The following is a 16,606-nucleotide window of genomic DNA, read 5'->3' on the forward strand; positions in this document are numbered from 1 at the left end:
GCTCTACCTGCGAGTGACCAATACTATCGGGCGCCGGCACACGGCCGATGAAGTAGCGACGCGCAACACCCCGCCCCGGTGCCGTGTCGTGGCGGTCCCGTTACCGTGTTGGTAGTACACGATCAACCCCCGCAGAGAGGTTTGTTTCATGCCACTGGCCACGGTGAACGGCATCGCACTGAATTATCAGGTCAAGGGCGACCGTACCAAGGGCACCGACGTCAAGGGCGGTGGTCCGCTGGTGGTTTTGATCATGGGGACCGGCTCGCCGGGCCGGGTGTGGGACCTGCACCAGGTTCCCGCGCTGGTCGCGGCGGGTTATCGGGTCTGCGTGTTCGACAATCGTGGGATCGCGCCATCTTTCGAAGCCGCGAGCGGAATGCGGATCGAGGAGCTGGTCGCCGACACCGCCGCGCTGATCGAGTTCCTCGGCGAGGGTCCCGCGCTGATCGCGGGGACGTCGATGGGCGCGCGGGTGGCGCAGGAGCTGGCGCTTGCCCGGCCCGATCTGGTTCGCAAGGCCGTGTTCATGGCCGGTCACGGCAGGCTGGATCAGTTCCAGAAGACGCTGTCGGCCGGCGAGCAGGACCTCGATGCCTCGGCGGTGCGGCTGCCGGCGAAGTTCGAGGCGGCGTTGAGCGCGGTGATGAATCTGTCACCGGCGACGATGGCCGACACCAACGCGGCGCGCGACTGGCTCGACCTGTTCGAGTTCACCGTGGGGACCCCCTCGCCCGGTATCCGGGCGCAGCGGGCCATGGACCACGAGTTCGATCGGGTCGCCGCCTATCGTTCGATTACGGTGCCCTGCTTGGCAATTGGGTTCGCCGATGATCGGATGATTCCGCCGTACCTGTCGCGTGAGGTGGCCGAGGCCATTCCCGGCGCTCGCTACCAGGAGGTCCCGGATACGGGTCACTACGGCTACCTGGAGCGTCCGGAGGCGGTCAACAAGATCCTGCTCGACTTCTTCGCTGCCTGAAAGCCCTGACCGGGGCAGCATCGGGTAACTCCCTACCAGTAACGTATGCCTTGCTAGGGTCGACACAACGCTCGTGGCTTCGCGGCCGCGCAGTGATCCTGTACACAGCGCCAGTATCCAGTGAGGTGAAATGAGCACCAACCCCTTCGACGACGAGGACGGCCGCTTCTTCGTTCTGGTCAACGATGAAGAGCAGCACTCCCTGTGGCCCGCGTTCGCGGAGGTCCCGGCGGGCTGGCGTGTCGTGTTCGGCGAAGAAAGCCGGGCAGCGTGCGTCGAGTACGTCGAGAAGAACTGGACCGACATGCGGCCCAAGAGCCTGCGTGACGCGATGGCCGCCGACGACGCAGCCCGCGCCCAGTCCTGATCTCCCTTCGCTACCGCGTGACACCCGATCCGGTGTCACGCGGTTGGCGTGCGCGGCTATGATGATCGCGCACAACCCGCCTCCTTAGCTCAGTGGTAGAGCACCGCTCTTGTAAAGCGAAGGTCGTCAGTTCAATCCTGACAGGGGGCTCGAAGAGGACCTGACCTGTGAAAGCAGGTCGGGTCCTTTTTGCGTTTCGTCACCTCAGCCGGAGGTGCCCGCGCCGGCCGACGTCAGTGATCGCAGTCGGTGTGGATCGGCGGACTGTAGATCGTCGCGTTGCATGCGAGGCACGTGTGGGTTCGGTGATGCCCGCCGATCCGGACGCACGGCATCACGCTCACGAGCGACCGCCCTGCCCCGAGCCGGTGCCCGTTCGGGCAGAAGCGGGGAGCCGGTTCCGTCCAGCGCCCGTTGCGCAGATAGAGACGAATCGATTCGCACATACGTTCGATTATGCACTGAATCGCGCCTGTCCGCCGTGTCGGTCGCGAACCTACGGCGTGTCCGAGGTTAACGAAAGTTAGTTACGCGAAGATTCTTTCGGTGTGGGGTGCTCGCACCTCCGCGATCACCCGCCCGGGCGAGGGAATGCTGTTCTCCGGAAGCGACTTTCGCTCGGTCGGCCCTGTCCAGTTCGCACATGATCGGTAGGAAGACTTTGAATTTCTCACGTATGCGCACCGGTTCGATCGGCATGGTCGCAGCGGCCTGCCTGGCAGGCGCTGTTGTCGGCGTCGCCCCCATGGCTGCCGCGCAGCCGGCACCAGGGCCCCAGCCGCTGTGCTCGATGACTTACCCAACCCCTGACAACTTCGAGGTCAGCGGTCTCAGCGAGGTCCAGGTCACGCGCAACTCCAACGGTTCGCTCGGCCTGACCCTCGTCACCGACGCCAACTCCGAGGGCGGTTACGACCAGACGTTCACCGCGAGCTGGGCGAACATCGACACCGGCCGCAGCGGCAACGGCGATACCAAGACCTGGGTACAGGGCCACCGTACGGTGCTGTCGATTCCCGAAGTGCGGACCGAGCCCGGCCGGATCGCGTTCGTCTTCGGCACGTCCAACCAGTTGGGCCAGAGCGTCACCACGGGTCAGTGTCACGCGGAGTACGCCGCGTAGTTCGCACACCGGGCGCGCGTGACGTCAGGGCCCGGCGTCACGCGCGCCCTCCCACGGCGTCGGTTCTCATGCCGCCCGCTCGGGTATGTCCATCGAGACGAGATTCGAGTGCGATCTCGGCTGAGCTGTCGTATTCGTGCTCGGTCGTTCGTGGTGTGGGTAGAGGCAGCCGATCGGCGGCCACCGACGAAGGGAAATCGCCATGACGCAGTACCTGCTTTCCGTTGTTGTCGACCCGAGCGTTTACGACATTCCGCAGGAGGAAGCGCAGCCGCAGTACGACGCGACGGGGAGGTTCAACGACGAGCTCAAGGCAGAAGGGGCGTGGGTGTTCGCGGGTGGGCTCGGGCGGGTCGACGAGGCGACCACGGTCGACAACACCGGCGCAGATGTGGTCGTCACCGACGGGCCGTATGCCGAGACCAAGGAATGCCTCGGCGGGTTCTGGGTCGTGCAGGCGCCCGACCTCGATGCCGCGCTGAAGATCGCCGCGAGGGCGTCGAAGGTCTGCGAGCAGAAGATCGAGATCAGGACGTTCGACGGCGCATGAGCGACGACACTCGCGCGCGGATCGATCGGATCTATCGCGAGGAGTACGGCCGGGTGGTCGCCTCGCTCGCCCGACGTTTCGGCGATCTCGACATCGCCGAGGACGCCGCGGGCGAGGCCCTGCTCACGGCTGTCGAACGGTGGCCGGTCGACGGCATTCCGCCCAACCCGGGCGGCTGGCTGACGAAGACCGCGGGCAACCGCGCGATCGACCGGATCCGCCGGGAATCACTGCGCGACGCGAAACATCAGGCAGCCATGATCATCGACGATCACACACCGCACGAACCGACCGGACCGGTCAACGACGACCGTCTCCGGCTCGTATTCACAAGTTGTCATCCGGCATTGGCGCCGGAGGCGCGAGTCGCGCTGACACTGCGCCTGCTCGGCGGGCTCACGGTCGGCGAGATCGCTCGTGCGTTTCTCGTTGCCGAAACGACCATGGCGCAACGCATCACCCGCGCCAAGGCCAAGATCAAAGCCGCGCACATCCCGTTCCGCGTGCCCGATCGCGATGACGTCACCGATCGGCTCGGCGGTGTGCTGGCCGTGGTCTACCTCGTCTTCAACGAGGGGTATCTTGCTGGCGCGCAATCGATTCGGGCCGACTTGATGGCGGAGGCGATTCGGCTCGGGCGCATCATGCGAGATCTGCTGCCCGATGACGGCGAGGTTGCCGGGTTGCTCGCGCTCATGTTGCTCATCGACGCGCGCAGTGCGGCGCGTTTCGCGGGCGGCGAGCTGGTGACGCTCGACGAGCAGGACCGCGGCGGCTGGGACCGTGCCCGCATCGCCGAGGGGCACGCGCTGGTCCGCGAATGCCTGCGCCGGGTCGCGGCAGGCGGGGATCGTCCCGGTCGCTATCAGCTCATGGCGGCGATCAACGCGGTCCACACCGACGCGGCGGACGCGCGCGATACCGACTGGCACCAGATCGTCGCCCTCTACGACCAGCTCTACGCCGTAACCCCGACCCCGATAGTCGCCCTCAACCGAGCCGTCGCCATCGCTGAACTCGATGGCCCCAATGTGGCCCTGGCACAAATAGATTCCCTGCCGCTCGACGGCTACCACGCCTGGCACGCCGCCCGCGCCGATCTGCTCCGCAGGTTGGGACGCGGCGCCGAGGCGAGATCCGCCTACGACGCCGCGATCGCCGCCACGCAGAACCCGGCGGAACGCGCCTACCTGACCAGGAGGCGCGAGCATCTCGTGTAGAACTGCCGTGTCTTCGGCATGGACTCGCTCGGTTATCGCGGTCCGTTCGTGTTGAGGTAGAGGACAGGGCCGTCGCCGAATGTGCCCTGCTCGTTCATCGCCAGCAGCGCCGCCATGGCCTTGGCGGTGTAGACGGGTTCGAGGTGCACGTGCTCGCGGTCGGCTGACAAGGTTCGGGCGCGTTCGCCTTCCGGCGTCGGGTGGCCGTAGCCGCTGCCCAGCCAGTCGGTGACGATGTCGATGTCCTCGACTCGCGGTTCGAGATCGGAAAGATCCGCGCCTCGTTTACGCAGCAGTCGCGCGGTACGGCGGGCGAGCCGGGTGATCGTCGCCGGGTCCAACCGCAGCGTGTCGTTGACTACGACACCCACTGCTCGGGTCGTCAAGCCTGCCATCCGCAAACCGAGCTGCAGCCCCGCGATCGTGCCACCGGATCCGACGGCGGTCACGAGGTGGGTGGGCTCGGGTAGCTCGCCGCGGTGTACTTGTCCGGCCAGTTCGAGCGCGGCCTCGACGTATCCGAGGACACCGATCGGCGAGGATCCGCCGGGCGGCAGGTAGTAGGGCAGATGCCCCCCGCTGGTGTGCCGGGCAAGCAGGATCGGCGCGGTGAGGATGGTCCGCGTCTTCGAGTGCGTGAAATGCAGTGTGGCGCCGCTGTTCTCGAGTCGGCTCAGTTGCGCACGGACGTGCTCGTCCACGGGCTGGTCGACGAGGGCGAGAGCGGTACCGAGTCCGTGGTCGCGTGCGTACAGGGCGACGGCCAGGCCCCAGTTCGTACCCAACCCGCCGACGGTCAGGATGGTCCGGGAGCCGCGCCGGTGTGCCTCGGGGAGAATCCATTCCAGCTTGCGGACCTTGTTGCCACCCCACCCGCCGTCACCGAATGCGCAGTCGTCTTTGAGCCAGACCGGCGCGCCACCGGCGGGCAGCGCATCGAGTCGGCGGACCGGTGTCGGGCCGGAGCTCAGTCCGATATGCGGCAGGGTTTCGCGCAGGCGTGGAAAGCGTTGGTGCAGAAGCGGAGTGTTCATCGGCTGCCGCCGGCCGGTCCGAGGACTCGCTCGATGTAGTTGGTCCAGGTCGGGGCGTCGGCCACGTTTCCTCCTCGGAGTCGGTGCTGCCTACCGTAACCAGAGAAGCGATATGCGAAGGGTGAGCGGCGCCGCGAGCAGCTGCTGCGCGCGGCCATCGGCATCGAGGCCATCCAGCTCGCGGCCGCCGCTGCTGCTGGTGTAGAACTGCCGGGTCTTCCGTCCGGCATATGGAGAACCGAATCGGTATACTTGTGTCATGAATGTGGCCGACTATGCGGAGCTTGCTGGGGTGTCACCTCGGCGTGTACGCGCGCTGGCCCGGGCAGGTGCTGTGCCGGCTCGCAAAGTGGGCGGCCGTTGGGTGGTGGATGCGCCTCGTCCGGTTCGGCGGGCGGCGCGGCGGCCGTTGTCGGAAGCATCGCAGCGCGCGCTTGTGCGCGCGCTGCACGCCAGATCATTGGGCGAATTGACCGGCCAGGCGCGTGCCCGCACGGCCGAGCGACTGAGGTTGTTGCGCACGGTGGATGATCCGGCCGAACTATTGGTCGATTGGTGGGCCGGGCGCCCACCGACACAGTTGGACGGCGGGTCCAATCTGGTCGTGCACGCCATCGCAGGGAACAAAGCGCGGGTCTGGGAGGTGCTTCACCGGCCCCGTCAGGAGTATTTGCGAAATCCGTCGACACTGGCTCGGGTGGTTCGCGACGAACGGGCCATCCAGGGCCTGGCGCGCAGTGACCTTGCCGAGCGCGCCGGGGTGGATCGCGCTCTGGTGGTGGCCATCGAGCGGGCCGAATCGGTAGGCGATCTCATCGGTCTGCGAAAGGTGTTGCGGGCGTTAGGCGTCGAACCCACCGCGTTGCCGGCGATGGATCTGCGATGACCGAGGTCCTCCATGCGTGGTTGGAGGGTTACCACGCGGGAACATTCACGCGTGGGCCATCCGGACACGTTCGTTTCGACTACAGCGAGAGCGCGCCCATCACGCCGATCTCGCTGTCGCTGCCACGCACGGGTGGTGCGACCCGGCGTGCCGCGGCGAACTTTCTGGACAACCTGCTGCCGGACAATGCCGCGGCGCGATACCAGATGGCGTCGGTGTACAGAGTCGCGTCGGTCGACACCTTCGATTTGTTGAGCCAGGCCGGCGGCGACGTCGCAGGCGGGCTGGTGCTGACCGCAGAGGAAGGACCGCCCGACGTAGGGCCGTTGCTGCTCGATCCGGCCGGCGACGAGGATGTGGCCGCACGTATCGCCGCGCTGAAGCGCTCCCCGGATCAGTGGGTAGGCGCGGCATCCCCCGCGCGGTTCTCGCTGGCAGGCACACAGGGAAAGTTCGCGCTCGCCGATATCGGCGGTGAGTGGTACTGGTCGAATGCGACGGTGCCCTCTACGCACATTGTCAAACCCGCACGGCCAGGGCTATCCGGACTGGAAGACGTAGAAGCGATGGCTCTCGGGTTGGCATCGAAAGTCGGCGCCGGAGCACCGCAGGCACAGGTGATGCGGGTACTTGACCAGAGTGCCTACTTGGTCGAGCGATTCGACCGAGTGCGGACCGGGCAGGTCGCGGCGCGACTTCATGCCGAGGATATCGCCCAGGCGATGGGCAAGGGGCCTGCTCAGAAGTACGACGTCTCGGCGCAGCAGGTCATTCGGTTGCTTCGTGAACAGGTCGGCACCGAGATCGCTTATGCCTTCGTACGACAACTCGCGGTCAACACTTTTCTGGGCAATGCCGACGCACATGCCAAGAACTACTCCCTGCTGCTCCGGCCGGACGAAGTTGTCCTCTCGCCGATGTACGACGTCGTACCGGTGGGGTTGTACCCGCAGTTCGATCAGAAGCTGGCGATGGGTATCGGCGGGGCGCGGCGTGCCGCGGAAGTCAGGCTGCCGCACTGGCGCAAACTCGCCCGGACATCGGGTCTGGTCGAAGATCGGGTAGTCGAACTGGTGACATCGCTGGCCCATTCCCTTCAGGAAGCGGTCGACGCTGTCGAGGTGGGATCGGCTGTTGATGAGATCGCTCGGAGCCGCGAACTGATCGGCAAGAACATCGCGTCTATCGCGGCGCCCGGCCGCTCGGTGCTACGGCACGAATAGGTCGCTACGGCACGAATAGGTCTGTGCCGGAGCACTGCATGGTCTGGCCCGCGGACAGGCCGGAGGTGCCGACGGCGCCGGTCAGGCGGACTGTGCCCCAGCCGGTGTGGACGTCGAAGCTGGGCATGTCGCCGCTGACGGAGCCGTGCTGGGCGGCGACGCCGGATTCGCCGGTGTCGAGGTTGGTCCAGTTGACGGTCGCGTGGTAGCCGAAGGGGCCGAAGGCCGAATCTCCGCGCGGCTGGATCGAGATGGTGCCGGGGCGGTCGTCCGACGAGGTCGCCACGAGGGACAGATAGAACGGGTACAGGTGGAAGTTGGCGTTCGAACCGAGGCACTGGATCTTCGCCTCCCGCACCTCCGCCGACGCTGTTCCGGTGCCGAGTAGCGAAATCGCGACGATGGCGGTGAGCCCGATGGTCGAACGCATCTGCGAAACCCCTTCCGATAGGAACGAACTGGAGCTCAGTACATCGTTTCCTGGGCGAAAGAACAAGGGAATCGTGTGCAGACACCCCGGGCTGTACACGATTCCCTGCGTGGTTCCGTCAGTGTTGTGGGCTACCAGGCCGACTGGCGGGTGGTGGCCGTGGCTTGGTCGATCAGGCGTTGGAGGTGGGCTTCTATTTTGTCGGGGGTGGTGGGGGTTACTTCGATGCGTTCGCCTTCTTGGATGAGGTAGCGGCCGTCGTTGGTGTAGTCGACCAGTTGGAGGGTGGTGCCGCCTTCTTGCCAGCCGTCGAGAGCGGGGCCGGTGGCTACACGGAATTCCGCGTAGGTGGTGAAGGGGCGTTTGAGGAATTTGAGGGCTTGTTCGGCGGGGGTGCGGTGGCGGGCGTAGGGGTCGGGGGTGTTGGCGAAGTCGTCGCGGTGGACGTTGAAGCCGCCGGTGGTGCCCGCGGGGGTTTTCGGGAGGATGGCCAGCAGGCGGGTGGTGATCGCGTGGGCCGGGCGTAGGGAGATCAGGATGTTGCCGCCCTGGCCGTATTCGGGGCCGGGGAGCTGGGCGGCGATCGCGCCGTTGCCTGCCTCGGTGGTGGCGCAGGCGCGGACCATGCGGGTACGGCCGTCCAGCCGGTGGCCGAACAGTTCGATGCGGATTTCGGGGTGCGCCAGGGCGTGTAGGGCGTGGTAGAGCGATTCGTCGGTGCCCATCTTGGCGATCAGCGCATCCGCGGCACGACGGCACTCCAGGTCGAATTCGACCTGGGTTTCGACGCCTGCGGTGAAGGTGAGGGGCCAGGGCATGCGGTCGCGGCCGAGCGTTTCCCAGGCGACCCAGAATTCGAACGGGGTCAGCTCCCAGGTGTCGGTCATGCGTCGCCACCGATCACCGGCGGGACGTGCAGGCGTTCGGGGCCGAGCAGTTCTTCGTGGACACCGCGCAGGTAGTCGGGGGCCTGGTGCTCGTTCTCCTCGTCCTTGCCGCCGCCGCGTGCGCCGGGAGCGCCCATTCCACCCATCCCGGACATGCCCGAGCGGCCCGACGACGCGCCGGAACCCGCGCCCGCGCCCGCACCTGCGCCCTGCTTCTGCCCGGCCGTGCCGGGGACTGCCGCGCCGGGGGTGCCCGCACCCGCGCCTGCGCCCGCGCCACCGCCCGCTCCGCCGCCCGCTCCGCCGCCGGAGCCGAGGCCGCCAGGGGAGGTACCCGCCGGGGTGGTGCCCGGGGTGGTGCCTGCAGGGGTCGTGGTGGTGGGGGTTTCGGGGGTTGTCGTGGCGGCGGTGGTCTCGTCGCCGGTCGTGTCGTCGCCGGTGGTGTCGTCTTCGCCGGGGTCGTCGGTGGTGGGGGTTTCCGGCTCCGTGGTGGTGGGAGTGGTGTCGTCGCCCGGGTCGGTGGTGGTGCCCTTGTCGGTGGTCGTGCCTTTGTCGGTGTTGGTGCCCGGCTTTTCCGTGGTGGGTTTGCCCTGCGGCTGGTCGGACTGAGGTTTCGCCGGCGTGGGGACCTTCGGGACCTGAGTGTCGGACTGTTCGGCGACCGGCTTGTAGACGGTCGTCATCACCTGGCGGGCGGCTGCCTCGGCGGCGTCGGCGCGGCCTGCGCTGGTGCTGTCCATGACCAAGGTGGTTGTGGACCCGAGTCCGGGCGCGACCACGTTGGAGAGCGCGGAAACGACTATTCCCGCTACCGTGCTGCTCTGTTTGTCGGACTCATGGGGCACTGAGTACTTCACTTGCTGGAAGCCGGAACGAGCTTCGGCCATTTTGTTGCCGATCAACCGCGCGGCCTGCTCGACCTTGTTGATTTCGGTGAGGTAGCTATTGGTGCTCGACAGGGCAGAATTTGCGGCAGAACCTGCCCAGCCGCGTTCCATTTCTTTCTGGATATTATCGCGGAACAGCTTTGCCTTATCTCTCGTGTTATCCGCGAGGGCTGTCCAACCGTCAATGCTCGTGGTCATCTGTCCGATGTTTATCGATTCGGCAAACTTCATGATGCGCGAATGCTCCATGTCGACGAATGACTCCATCGCTGCCGGAAAAACTTGAGAGGCATATTCGCCGGAGAAGCCGGATGCAAGCGCCTTGTTGTCGCCATAGATTTGTGCACGCTCTTTATTGCCGTCCGATTGTGCATCCAATTCTGACTGCGTCGGCGCAATGTCATTGTCGAACAGTGAACCTACACGATTTGCGATCGTGGGCAAGAAGGTGCTTGTATTGGAAATACCGGAAAAGAATTCTCCAAACGACATATTATCCCCCTGAAATCAATCGAGCTTGTTGGTCTGCTGCTTTACGGCAAGCTGGGTGGCTTCGTCGCAGGCCTTGTACGCGGCGCCGGCTTTGCGGTACATGTCAGCCATGGCGGCGAGGACTTCTTGATGCTTGGTGATGGCGTCCGTGTAGGAGCCGGATCCAGGGCCGCCCTGCGCAAGGTTTGCGAATTTTTCGCCGAGTGTTGTCGCCGACCTCAGGTCTCCGAAGGATTCAGCGAATACCATGGCCTTTGCGCGCTGGCTAAGTGAGGTGAGTTCGGCGCTGTAGTCATCGCACCACTTCGCGCACCGTTCAGCTGCGTCGTACTCGATTATCAGCGTTCCCGCGGCCGCCTCCCCTGCCAGTCGCTGGAATTCCTTCGCGGTTTCGTTCGTATCTGCCATCGCTGCAATCTCTTTCGTGTCTGCAGTCGTTACTTCGGAATGATTTCAACAAAGTGCGGCGCTGCATCATTTACAACAGTGCAGGGGTCAGTCGTTGACTTGCTGCTCGATGCCTTATTGGCCTGTAGCGTGATCCTGCCCTGGCTGGATTCGAATACGATCCCACATTCTTCGGCGGGCGAACGGTCGCCGATGAGATACTGCTTGGCGGCTCTTCCTCCTACCGTGACATCTTTGAAGTCGTGTAGGTGGGTGTTTTCTTGGAATTTCTGCATGGTGTAAGTGGTCGAGTAGAACGAGAGGAAGAAGTCGCCCGCGAGCCAGTTGCACCCCTTCCACTCTGCACGTGGCACTGAGAACGGATTGTCGTCCTTCTTTGCAGGATCGGCCCCCGCCGCCTGCAACACGCTGTCCGATACAGCACACGGGTCGAACAACTGCTCCTTGGTCAGCGGAGCCCCGCTGGCCTCAGGCTGCCCATCGACCGCCTTGGAACATCCGGCGAGCGCCACTACAGCGCACACTCCGGCGGCAAAGCCAACCAGTCGCATCGTCTCTCCTCTTTCGCGCACAACAACCACTCGATGTCTTAGACGCGAGACCGGTCGTTTCGGTTCCATCCAGGGCAAAATCAGGCTGGGACGTTGGCTCCGTGGCCGAGGTCGCGCAGGGCGGCCTTGATCTTGGTTTGGGCCTCGTCGAGGGATTCGGGGGTGGGGTCGGTGTTCGCGCCCGAGATGTCGAAGTCGCCCATCGTGTAGGCGGGGAAGACGTGAGTGTGCAGGTGGGGGACCTCGAGGCCGGCGATGAGCAGGCCGGCGCGAGGGGCGTCGAAGGCGACGCGGACGGCCTGGCCGATCTTCTGGGCAAGGCCCATCATCCTGGCGATCACGGCGGGATCCACGTCTTGCCACTGGTCGATCTCCGCGCGCGGGACGACGAGGGTGTGGCCCTGGGTGACGGGGCCGATGGTGAGGAAGGCGACGAATTCGTCGTCCTCCCAGACGAAGCGGCCGGGGATCTGACCTGCGATGATCGCGCTGAAGACGGATGCCATACCGGTGAGCGTAGCTAGATCGACACGAAATGCGACAGGATGCCCTGCACCTCGTAGATGTCGACCTGACGGTTGAATCGCTGCTTGACCGGCTCGCCGCCGCTGCCGATCCAGATGTAGAGCTCGGCGTCGAGGTCGAAGGTGCCCGCGGTTTCGACGGCGAAGTGGCTGATCGAGCGGTAGGGGATGCTGTGGTAGCTGACCTTGCGGCCGGTGACACCCTGTTTGTCGACCATGATCAGGCGGCGGTTGGTGAACAGCATCGCGTCGCGGACCAGGATGAACGCGGCATACACCTGCTCGCCCTGCCCGAACAGCTTCGCGTATTCCTGCTGGGCGGCGGCCGGATCTATGCGACCGGCATTGCCCATCATCCCGTCGAGCAGGCCCATGATGTTCTCCCCGTTTCGGCGGCGGCTCCCGCGCCACACCTGGTTTCATTGTGGCGCAAGCGAAGCCGGGCCGCGAGATGCTGCGCCGTGCGTTCACCAGTTCGCCGGTCGGCCGAAAAGTCGACCATGGGGACGATCAGTGCGGTCGGCCCTAGCGCGGCGACCTACGACGGCGCGACTAATCTAGGGGCCGTGCGCGTACTCGTCATCGGTTCCGGAGCCCGTGAACATGCCCTCGTCCTGGCGCTGCGCCGGGATCCGTCCGTGACGGCGGTGATCGCGGCCCCTGGCAACCCCGGCATCGGCCAGCACGCCGAGCTGCGCCCGGTCGATCCCTGCGCCGCCGAAGACGTCGCCGCGCTGGCCGCCGAAGTGGCCGCCGACCTGGTGGTGATCGGTCCCGAGGTGCCGCTGGTGCTCGGCGTCGCCGACGTCGTGCGCGCGGCCGGGTTCCCGGTGTTCGGCCCGTCGGCCGACGCGGCACGCATCGAAGGGTCCAAGGCGTTCGCGAAAGATGTGATGGCGGTGGCCGGGGTGCGGACCGCGCACAGCGAGATCGTCGACAGCCCGGCCGAGCTGGACGCCGCGCTGGACCGCTTCGGCCCGACCTGGGTGGTCAAGGACGACGGGCTCGCCGCAGGCAAGGGCGTGGTGGTGACCACCGACCGCCGCGCGGCCCGCGACCACGGCGCCGAGCTGCTCGAGCAGGGCCATCCGGTGCTGCTGGAGTCGTTCCTCGACGGCCCTGAGGTGTCGCTGTTCTGCCTGGTCGACGGCGAAACCGTGGTTCCGCTGCTGCCCGCGCAGGACCACAAGCGAGTCGGCGACGGTGATTCCGGCCCGAACACCGGCGGCATGGGCGCCTACACGCCGCTGCCGTGGCTGCCGGACGAGACGCTCACCGAGATCATCGACAACGTGGTGAAGCCGGTCGCGGCCGAGCTCGTCGCGCGCGGCAGTTCGTTCTCCGGCCTGCTGTACGCGGGTCTGGCGATCGGCACGAACGGCCCCGCGGTCGTCGAATTCAATTGCCGTTTCGGCGATCCCGAGACCCAGGCGGTGCTCGCGCTGCTCGACAGCCCGTTCGCCGAACTCCTGCACGCCACCGCGACCGGGCGCCTCGCCGAGGTCGACGCCCCGCGCTGGAAGGACGGTTCCGCGATCACCGTCGTGCTCGCCGCCGAGAACTACCCGGCGCGCCCGCGCACCGGCGATGTGATCACCGGTGCCGATGACGGCGCGCTGGAGGGCGAGACCCTGGTGCTGCACGCCGGTACGGATCAGCGCGAGGACAAGGCGCTGGTGTCGGCGGGCGGGCGCGTGCTGAACGTGGTCGGTGTCGGTGCGGATCTCGCTCAGGCGCGGGAGCGGGCCTACGCACGACTCGCGGGAATCAAACTTCCCGGCAGCCATTTCCGGACCGACATCGGCGCGACCGAAGTTGTTGTTCCGGAACGCAACAGCGTCGTGGGGTAATTCGCGGACGATCAGTTGAGCCGCAGGCCGTGCATCGCGAGCCAGGCCTGCGGATCCACATGCTGACCGTTCTGGACGATTTCGAAATGCAGGTGCGGGCCGGTGGAATCGCCGCGATTGCCGATGCGCGCGATCTGCATTCCGGCGGGGACGCGCTCGCCCTGGGAAACGAAGAAGTCGTACATGTGGCCGTAGATGCTGATGGTGCCGTCGTCGTGCCGGATGCGGACCCACAGGCCGAAACCCTGCGCCGGTCCGGCTTCCACCACGGTGCCGTCGGCCACGGCGTAGATGGGGCTGCCGATGGGGCCCGCGATGTCGATGCCGCGGTGCAAGGTGCCCCAGCGGGAGCCGAAACCGGACGTGAACGCACCCTTCGCGGGCAGGCTGAACCCGCCGACCGACGGGGTCGATCCGGGCACCATCGCGCCGGGGACCACCGGGGCGCGCTGGCCCATCCAGTCCTGCCATTCACCCGATGCCGCGGCCGCCGCCTCCGCTTTCGCACGTTCGAGGGTGGCGCGGGCCGCCGCGGCGACCACGAGTGCCTCGCGGCGCTTTTCACCCGCGTCGATCGCGGCGAGCATGCGGGTCGCCGATTGGGGGTTGGATAAGAGCTGCGGGGGATAGGCGATAGCCACGTGCAGTGCTTCGCCCGGTGCGAGTGGGGGCCCGTCGACGGCGCCGCCGAACTGCCCGTCGGCAGCGACGAACACCGCCACCGCGGCCATTCCGGCGATGAGTACGCGCCGCTCGACCAGCACCTGACGCACGCGCTCACGGCTGGGCCGCCGCGCCCACATGCCCTCCGCCTGCGCCTTGGGCCGTCGCCAGAAGACCTTGCGCACCTCACCGCTGCGCAGCTCGCCCGCGATCTCACCGACCAGCGGATACCGCGCGGCCCACTCGGCCATCCGATCGCGCGCCCCGACCTTGGACGGCAGCTGTTCGCGCCAATTCGCTTGCAGGATTCGACCATTGACGCTGACAGGCGGACGGCGAAGCGCATCGGTAGCCGAACGCGTCGACTCGGGGCTGGTCGTTTCGGTGTCGGCGGGTTCCGCCGCCTTCGTCCCTGTCCGCTTCATTCCGCCCCCGCGCCCCGGCCCCGACGTGACCACAGGGGTCGCGTCGGTGGCTGCGTCTTCGCTGTCGGAGCCATTGTGCCGACCATATCCGTGAACGCTCGCAATCGGGTGCTCTACCGTCTCTCGGGTGTCCAGAGAATCGCGCCGGTCGGCCATTGCCCCTTTCTACGTCATGGATGTGTGGAAAGCGGCTGCTGAACGCGCCAGGTCGCACGGCGATGTGCTGGTGCTCGCGGCGGGGCAGCCCTCGACGCAGGCGCCCGCGCCGGTGCTGCGGGCGACCAGAGCCGCCATCGATCACGAATTGCTCGGCTACACCGAGACATTCGGCATTCTGCCGCTGCGCGAGGCCATCGCGGGCCATCACAGCGAGACCTACGGCTACGACGTGCACCCCGACGAGGTGGTGGTGACGACCGGGTCCTCTGGCGCGTTCACGCTGATCTTCCTGGCCGCCTTCGACCCGGGTGACACCGTGGTGGTGGCGCGTCCGGGCTATCCCGCCTACCGCAACACGCTGTCCGCGCTCGGCTGTGCGGTCGTCGAACTGGACTGCGGCCCGCAGACCAGATTCCAGCCGACCGTGGCGATGCTCGAGGCGCTGCCGGAGCCGCCGAAGGGTCTGGTGGTGGCCAGCCCGGCCAACCCGACCGGCACCATGATCGACCCCACCGAGCTCGCCGCGCTGGCCCGCTGGTGCGAACAGCACGGCACGCTGCTGATCTCCGACGAGATCTACCACGGCATCACCTACGCGGGCGCGAGCACGCCGACCTCCTCGGCGTGGGAGTTCTCCCGGGAATCGGTGGTGATCGGTTCGGTGTCGAAATACTTCTCGATGACCGGCTGGCGGCTCGGCTGGATGCTTGCCCCGGCCGACCTGCGCCCGGCGCTGCAACGGCTGGCGTCGAATATGACGGTGTGCCCGCCCGCGATCTCCCAATACGCGGCCGTGCACGCTTTCGGGCCGGAAGCCAAGGATGAACTGGACGGGCATGTGCGCCGGTACGCGCGCAACCGGTCGCTGCTCCTGGAGGGTTTGCCCGCGATCGGAATCACCGATCTCGCCCCCGCCGACGGCGCCTTCTACGCCTACGCCGATATTGGACATTTGACCGACAATTCCCGGGCCTGGTGCGCGGAGGTGCTCGCCGAAACCGGCGTCGCACTGGCGCCCGGACTCGATTTCGACACCACAAATGGAAACCACACGGTCCGTTTTTCCTTCGCAGGCGCCACCGACGACATCGCCGCAGCGCTGGAGCGTCTGGGAGGGTTCCTGAAGGGCTGATCCGGCCCCTTGTCAACAGTGATGTGCGACAACAACTTTGCGTAGTACGAACACATCTGTGCCGGGATACGGTAAAACTCAGTTATCCCGAATTCCCAGTGTTTCCCCGATGACGATTGCGCACGGTTGAACTGATGATGACTGGCACGTTGGCACGGTGACCACCGCAACGACCCCGAAAGGCGAACGACGTCGGCAGGCTCTGGTGGCGGCGGCGGCTGAGCTGTTGCTCGAAGGCGGCTTCGACGCCGTGCGACATCGTTCGGTGGCCTCCCGAGCCGATCTTCCACTCGCGTCGACCACCTACTACTTCGAATCGCTGGAAGATCTGATCGCCCGCGCCGTGGAGTTCAGCGGCGCGATCGAACTCGACGCGATGCGCCGCCGGGTCGGCGAGGTCAGCCATCGCAGGCGCGGCACCGACGCGACGGTCGAGCTCGTCCTCGACGTGCTCGTCGGCCCCGACGACGGCGACCTGGACGCCCGCGGCCAGCTCATCGCCCGCTACGAGCGTTCCGTGGCGTCGGCCCGTCATCCCGAGTTACGTGAGGTCCAGCTCCGACTACGCACCCAGCTCGAAGAACTGCTCGCCGACGTGCTGCGCCGCTCCGACCGAGTGGTGCGCCCCGAGCAGTTACGCAGGCTGGTGGCCGTCGTCGACGGCGCGGTGGTCGCCGCGCTGATCGAAGGCCACCCCGAGCCCCGCCGACCCGCCCGGGCCGGTCTGCTCGAAATGATCGACATCGTCGCCCCGCCCGTGGTCCCGAACATGATGCCCCAGCAGGCCGAACGGGTGCGGCAATTAGACTGAGT

19 protein-coding genes and 1 tRNA gene are annotated in these 16,606 nt (G+C 66.5%); 11 read left to right on the forward strand and 9 right to left on the reverse strand.

The window, feature by feature from the left end; translation table 11 throughout:
* Positions 1-148: 148 nt before the first annotated feature.
* The 6 genes from ACFWPK_RS08060 to ACFWPK_RS08085 all read left to right on the forward strand — a co-directional run bounded on the left by ACFWPK_RS08060 (position 149) and on the right by ACFWPK_RS08085 (position 4,242).
* On the forward strand, positions 149-982 hold the full coding sequence (locus ACFWPK_RS08060) for an alpha/beta fold hydrolase (protein ID WP_378913844.1): 834 nt from the start codon (positions 149-151) through the stop codon (positions 980-982).
* A gap of 130 nt (positions 983-1,112) precedes the next feature.
* Positions 1,113-1,349: an MbtH family protein gene (locus tag ACFWPK_RS08065; protein ID WP_022565839.1), complete on the forward strand. Its 237-nt coding sequence runs from the start codon at positions 1,113-1,115 to the stop codon at positions 1,347-1,349.
* A 78-nt stretch (positions 1,350-1,427) separates the two neighbouring features.
* Positions 1,428-1,499: transfer RNA gene (locus ACFWPK_RS08070), tRNA-Thr, on the forward strand.
* 526 nt (positions 1,500-2,025) lie between these two features.
* Positions 2,026-2,472, forward strand: coding sequence for a hypothetical protein (locus tag ACFWPK_RS08075; protein WP_378913845.1), 447 nt, complete (start codon positions 2,026-2,028; stop codon positions 2,470-2,472).
* A 202-nt stretch (positions 2,473-2,674) separates the two neighbouring features.
* Positions 2,675-3,022 (forward strand): YciI family protein, encoded by a 348-nt coding sequence (locus ACFWPK_RS08080; RefSeq protein ID WP_378913846.1) that lies wholly within the window; start codon positions 2,675-2,677, stop codon positions 3,020-3,022.
* Entirely contained in the window at positions 3,019-4,242 is a 1,224-nt protein-coding gene (locus tag ACFWPK_RS08085) for an RNA polymerase sigma factor (protein WP_378913847.1), read from the forward strand. Before ACFWPK_RS08080 ends, ACFWPK_RS08085 begins: the two co-directional genes overlap by 4 nt.
* 32 nt (positions 4,243-4,274) lie before the next feature.
* Here the strand turns inward: ACFWPK_RS08085 and ACFWPK_RS08090 are convergent, their stop codons facing one another.
* Positions 4,275-5,276, reverse strand: coding sequence for a 1-aminocyclopropane-1-carboxylate deaminase/D-cysteine desulfhydrase (locus ACFWPK_RS08090; RefSeq protein ID WP_378913848.1), 1,002 nt, complete (start codon positions 5,274-5,276; stop codon positions 4,275-4,277).
* Positions 5,277-5,535: 259 nt separating this feature from the next.
* Between ACFWPK_RS08090 and ACFWPK_RS08095 the strand changes: the two genes are divergently transcribed.
* On the forward strand, positions 5,536-6,162 hold the full coding sequence (locus ACFWPK_RS08095) for a hypothetical protein (protein ID WP_378913849.1): 627 nt from the start codon (positions 5,536-5,538) through the stop codon (positions 6,160-6,162).
* Entirely contained in the window at positions 6,159-7,385 is a 1,227-nt protein-coding gene (locus tag ACFWPK_RS08100; protein ID WP_378913850.1) for a HipA domain-containing protein, read from the forward strand. Before ACFWPK_RS08095 ends, ACFWPK_RS08100 begins: the two co-directional genes overlap by 4 nt.
* Before the next feature lie 4 nt (positions 7,386-7,389).
* Here ACFWPK_RS08100 and ACFWPK_RS08105 read toward each other — a convergent pair whose 3' ends face one another.
* The 7 genes from ACFWPK_RS08105 to ACFWPK_RS08135 form a co-directional block, all read right to left on the reverse strand.
* Positions 7,390-7,815, reverse strand: coding sequence for a hypothetical protein (locus ACFWPK_RS08105; protein ID WP_378913851.1), 426 nt, complete (start codon positions 7,813-7,815; stop codon positions 7,390-7,392).
* Positions 7,816-7,946: 131 nt separating this feature from the next.
* A complete protein-coding gene (locus tag ACFWPK_RS08110) occupies positions 7,947-8,702 on the reverse strand; it encodes an ESX secretion-associated protein EspG (protein ID WP_378913852.1) in 756 nt (251 codons plus the stop codon).
* On the reverse strand, positions 8,699-10,081 hold the full coding sequence (locus tag ACFWPK_RS08115; RefSeq protein WP_378913853.1) for a hypothetical protein: 1,383 nt from the start codon (positions 10,079-10,081) through the stop codon (positions 8,699-8,701). The genes ACFWPK_RS08110 and ACFWPK_RS08115 overlap by 4 nt, the downstream gene beginning before the upstream one ends.
* A gap of 15 nt (positions 10,082-10,096) precedes the next feature.
* A complete protein-coding gene (locus tag ACFWPK_RS08120; RefSeq protein WP_378913854.1) occupies positions 10,097-10,489 on the reverse strand; it encodes a hypothetical protein in 393 nt (130 codons plus the stop codon).
* A 29-nt stretch (positions 10,490-10,518) separates the two neighbouring features.
* Positions 10,519-11,040: a DUF3558 domain-containing protein gene (locus ACFWPK_RS08125; RefSeq protein WP_378913855.1), complete on the reverse strand. Its 522-nt coding sequence runs from the start codon at positions 11,038-11,040 to the stop codon at positions 10,519-10,521.
* A gap of 80 nt (positions 11,041-11,120) precedes the next feature.
* Positions 11,121-11,546: an HIT family protein gene (locus ACFWPK_RS08130; protein ID WP_378913856.1), complete on the reverse strand. Its 426-nt coding sequence runs from the start codon at positions 11,544-11,546 to the stop codon at positions 11,121-11,123.
* A 14-nt stretch (positions 11,547-11,560) separates the two neighbouring features.
* The gene (locus ACFWPK_RS08135; RefSeq protein WP_378913857.1) at positions 11,561-11,938 is read right to left on the reverse strand and encodes a PH domain-containing protein; all 378 of its coding nucleotides are present in this window, start codon (positions 11,936-11,938) and stop codon (positions 11,561-11,563) included.
* Positions 11,939-12,130: 192 nt separating this feature from the next.
* Between ACFWPK_RS08135 and purD the strand changes: the two genes are divergently transcribed.
* Entirely contained in the window at positions 12,131-13,414 is a 1,284-nt protein-coding gene (purD, locus tag ACFWPK_RS08140) for a phosphoribosylamine--glycine ligase (protein ID WP_378913859.1), read from the forward strand.
* 11 nt (positions 13,415-13,425) lie between these two features.
* Here purD and ACFWPK_RS08145 read toward each other — a convergent pair whose 3' ends face one another.
* Complete coding sequence (locus tag ACFWPK_RS08145; protein WP_378913861.1) at positions 13,426-14,502, reverse strand: M23 family metallopeptidase; 1,077 nt, start codon at positions 14,500-14,502, stop codon at positions 13,426-13,428.
* Between the two features lie 127 nt (positions 14,503-14,629).
* Between ACFWPK_RS08145 and ACFWPK_RS08150 the strand changes: the two genes are divergently transcribed.
* Positions 14,630-15,793 (forward strand): pyridoxal phosphate-dependent aminotransferase, encoded by a 1,164-nt coding sequence (locus tag ACFWPK_RS08150; protein ID WP_378913863.1) that lies wholly within the window; start codon positions 14,630-14,632, stop codon positions 15,791-15,793.
* Positions 15,794-15,950: 157 nt separating this feature from the next.
* On the forward strand, positions 15,951-16,604 hold the full coding sequence (locus ACFWPK_RS08155) for a TetR/AcrR family transcriptional regulator (RefSeq protein WP_378913865.1): 654 nt from the start codon (positions 15,951-15,953) through the stop codon (positions 16,602-16,604).
* Positions 16,605-16,606 lie beyond the last annotated feature (2 nt).

Origin of the sequence: Nocardia sp. NPDC058519 (genome assembly GCF_042719755.1) — a bacterium.
In the GTDB taxonomy this organism is placed as follows: Bacteria; Actinomycetota; Actinomycetes; order Mycobacteriales; family Mycobacteriaceae; genus Nocardia.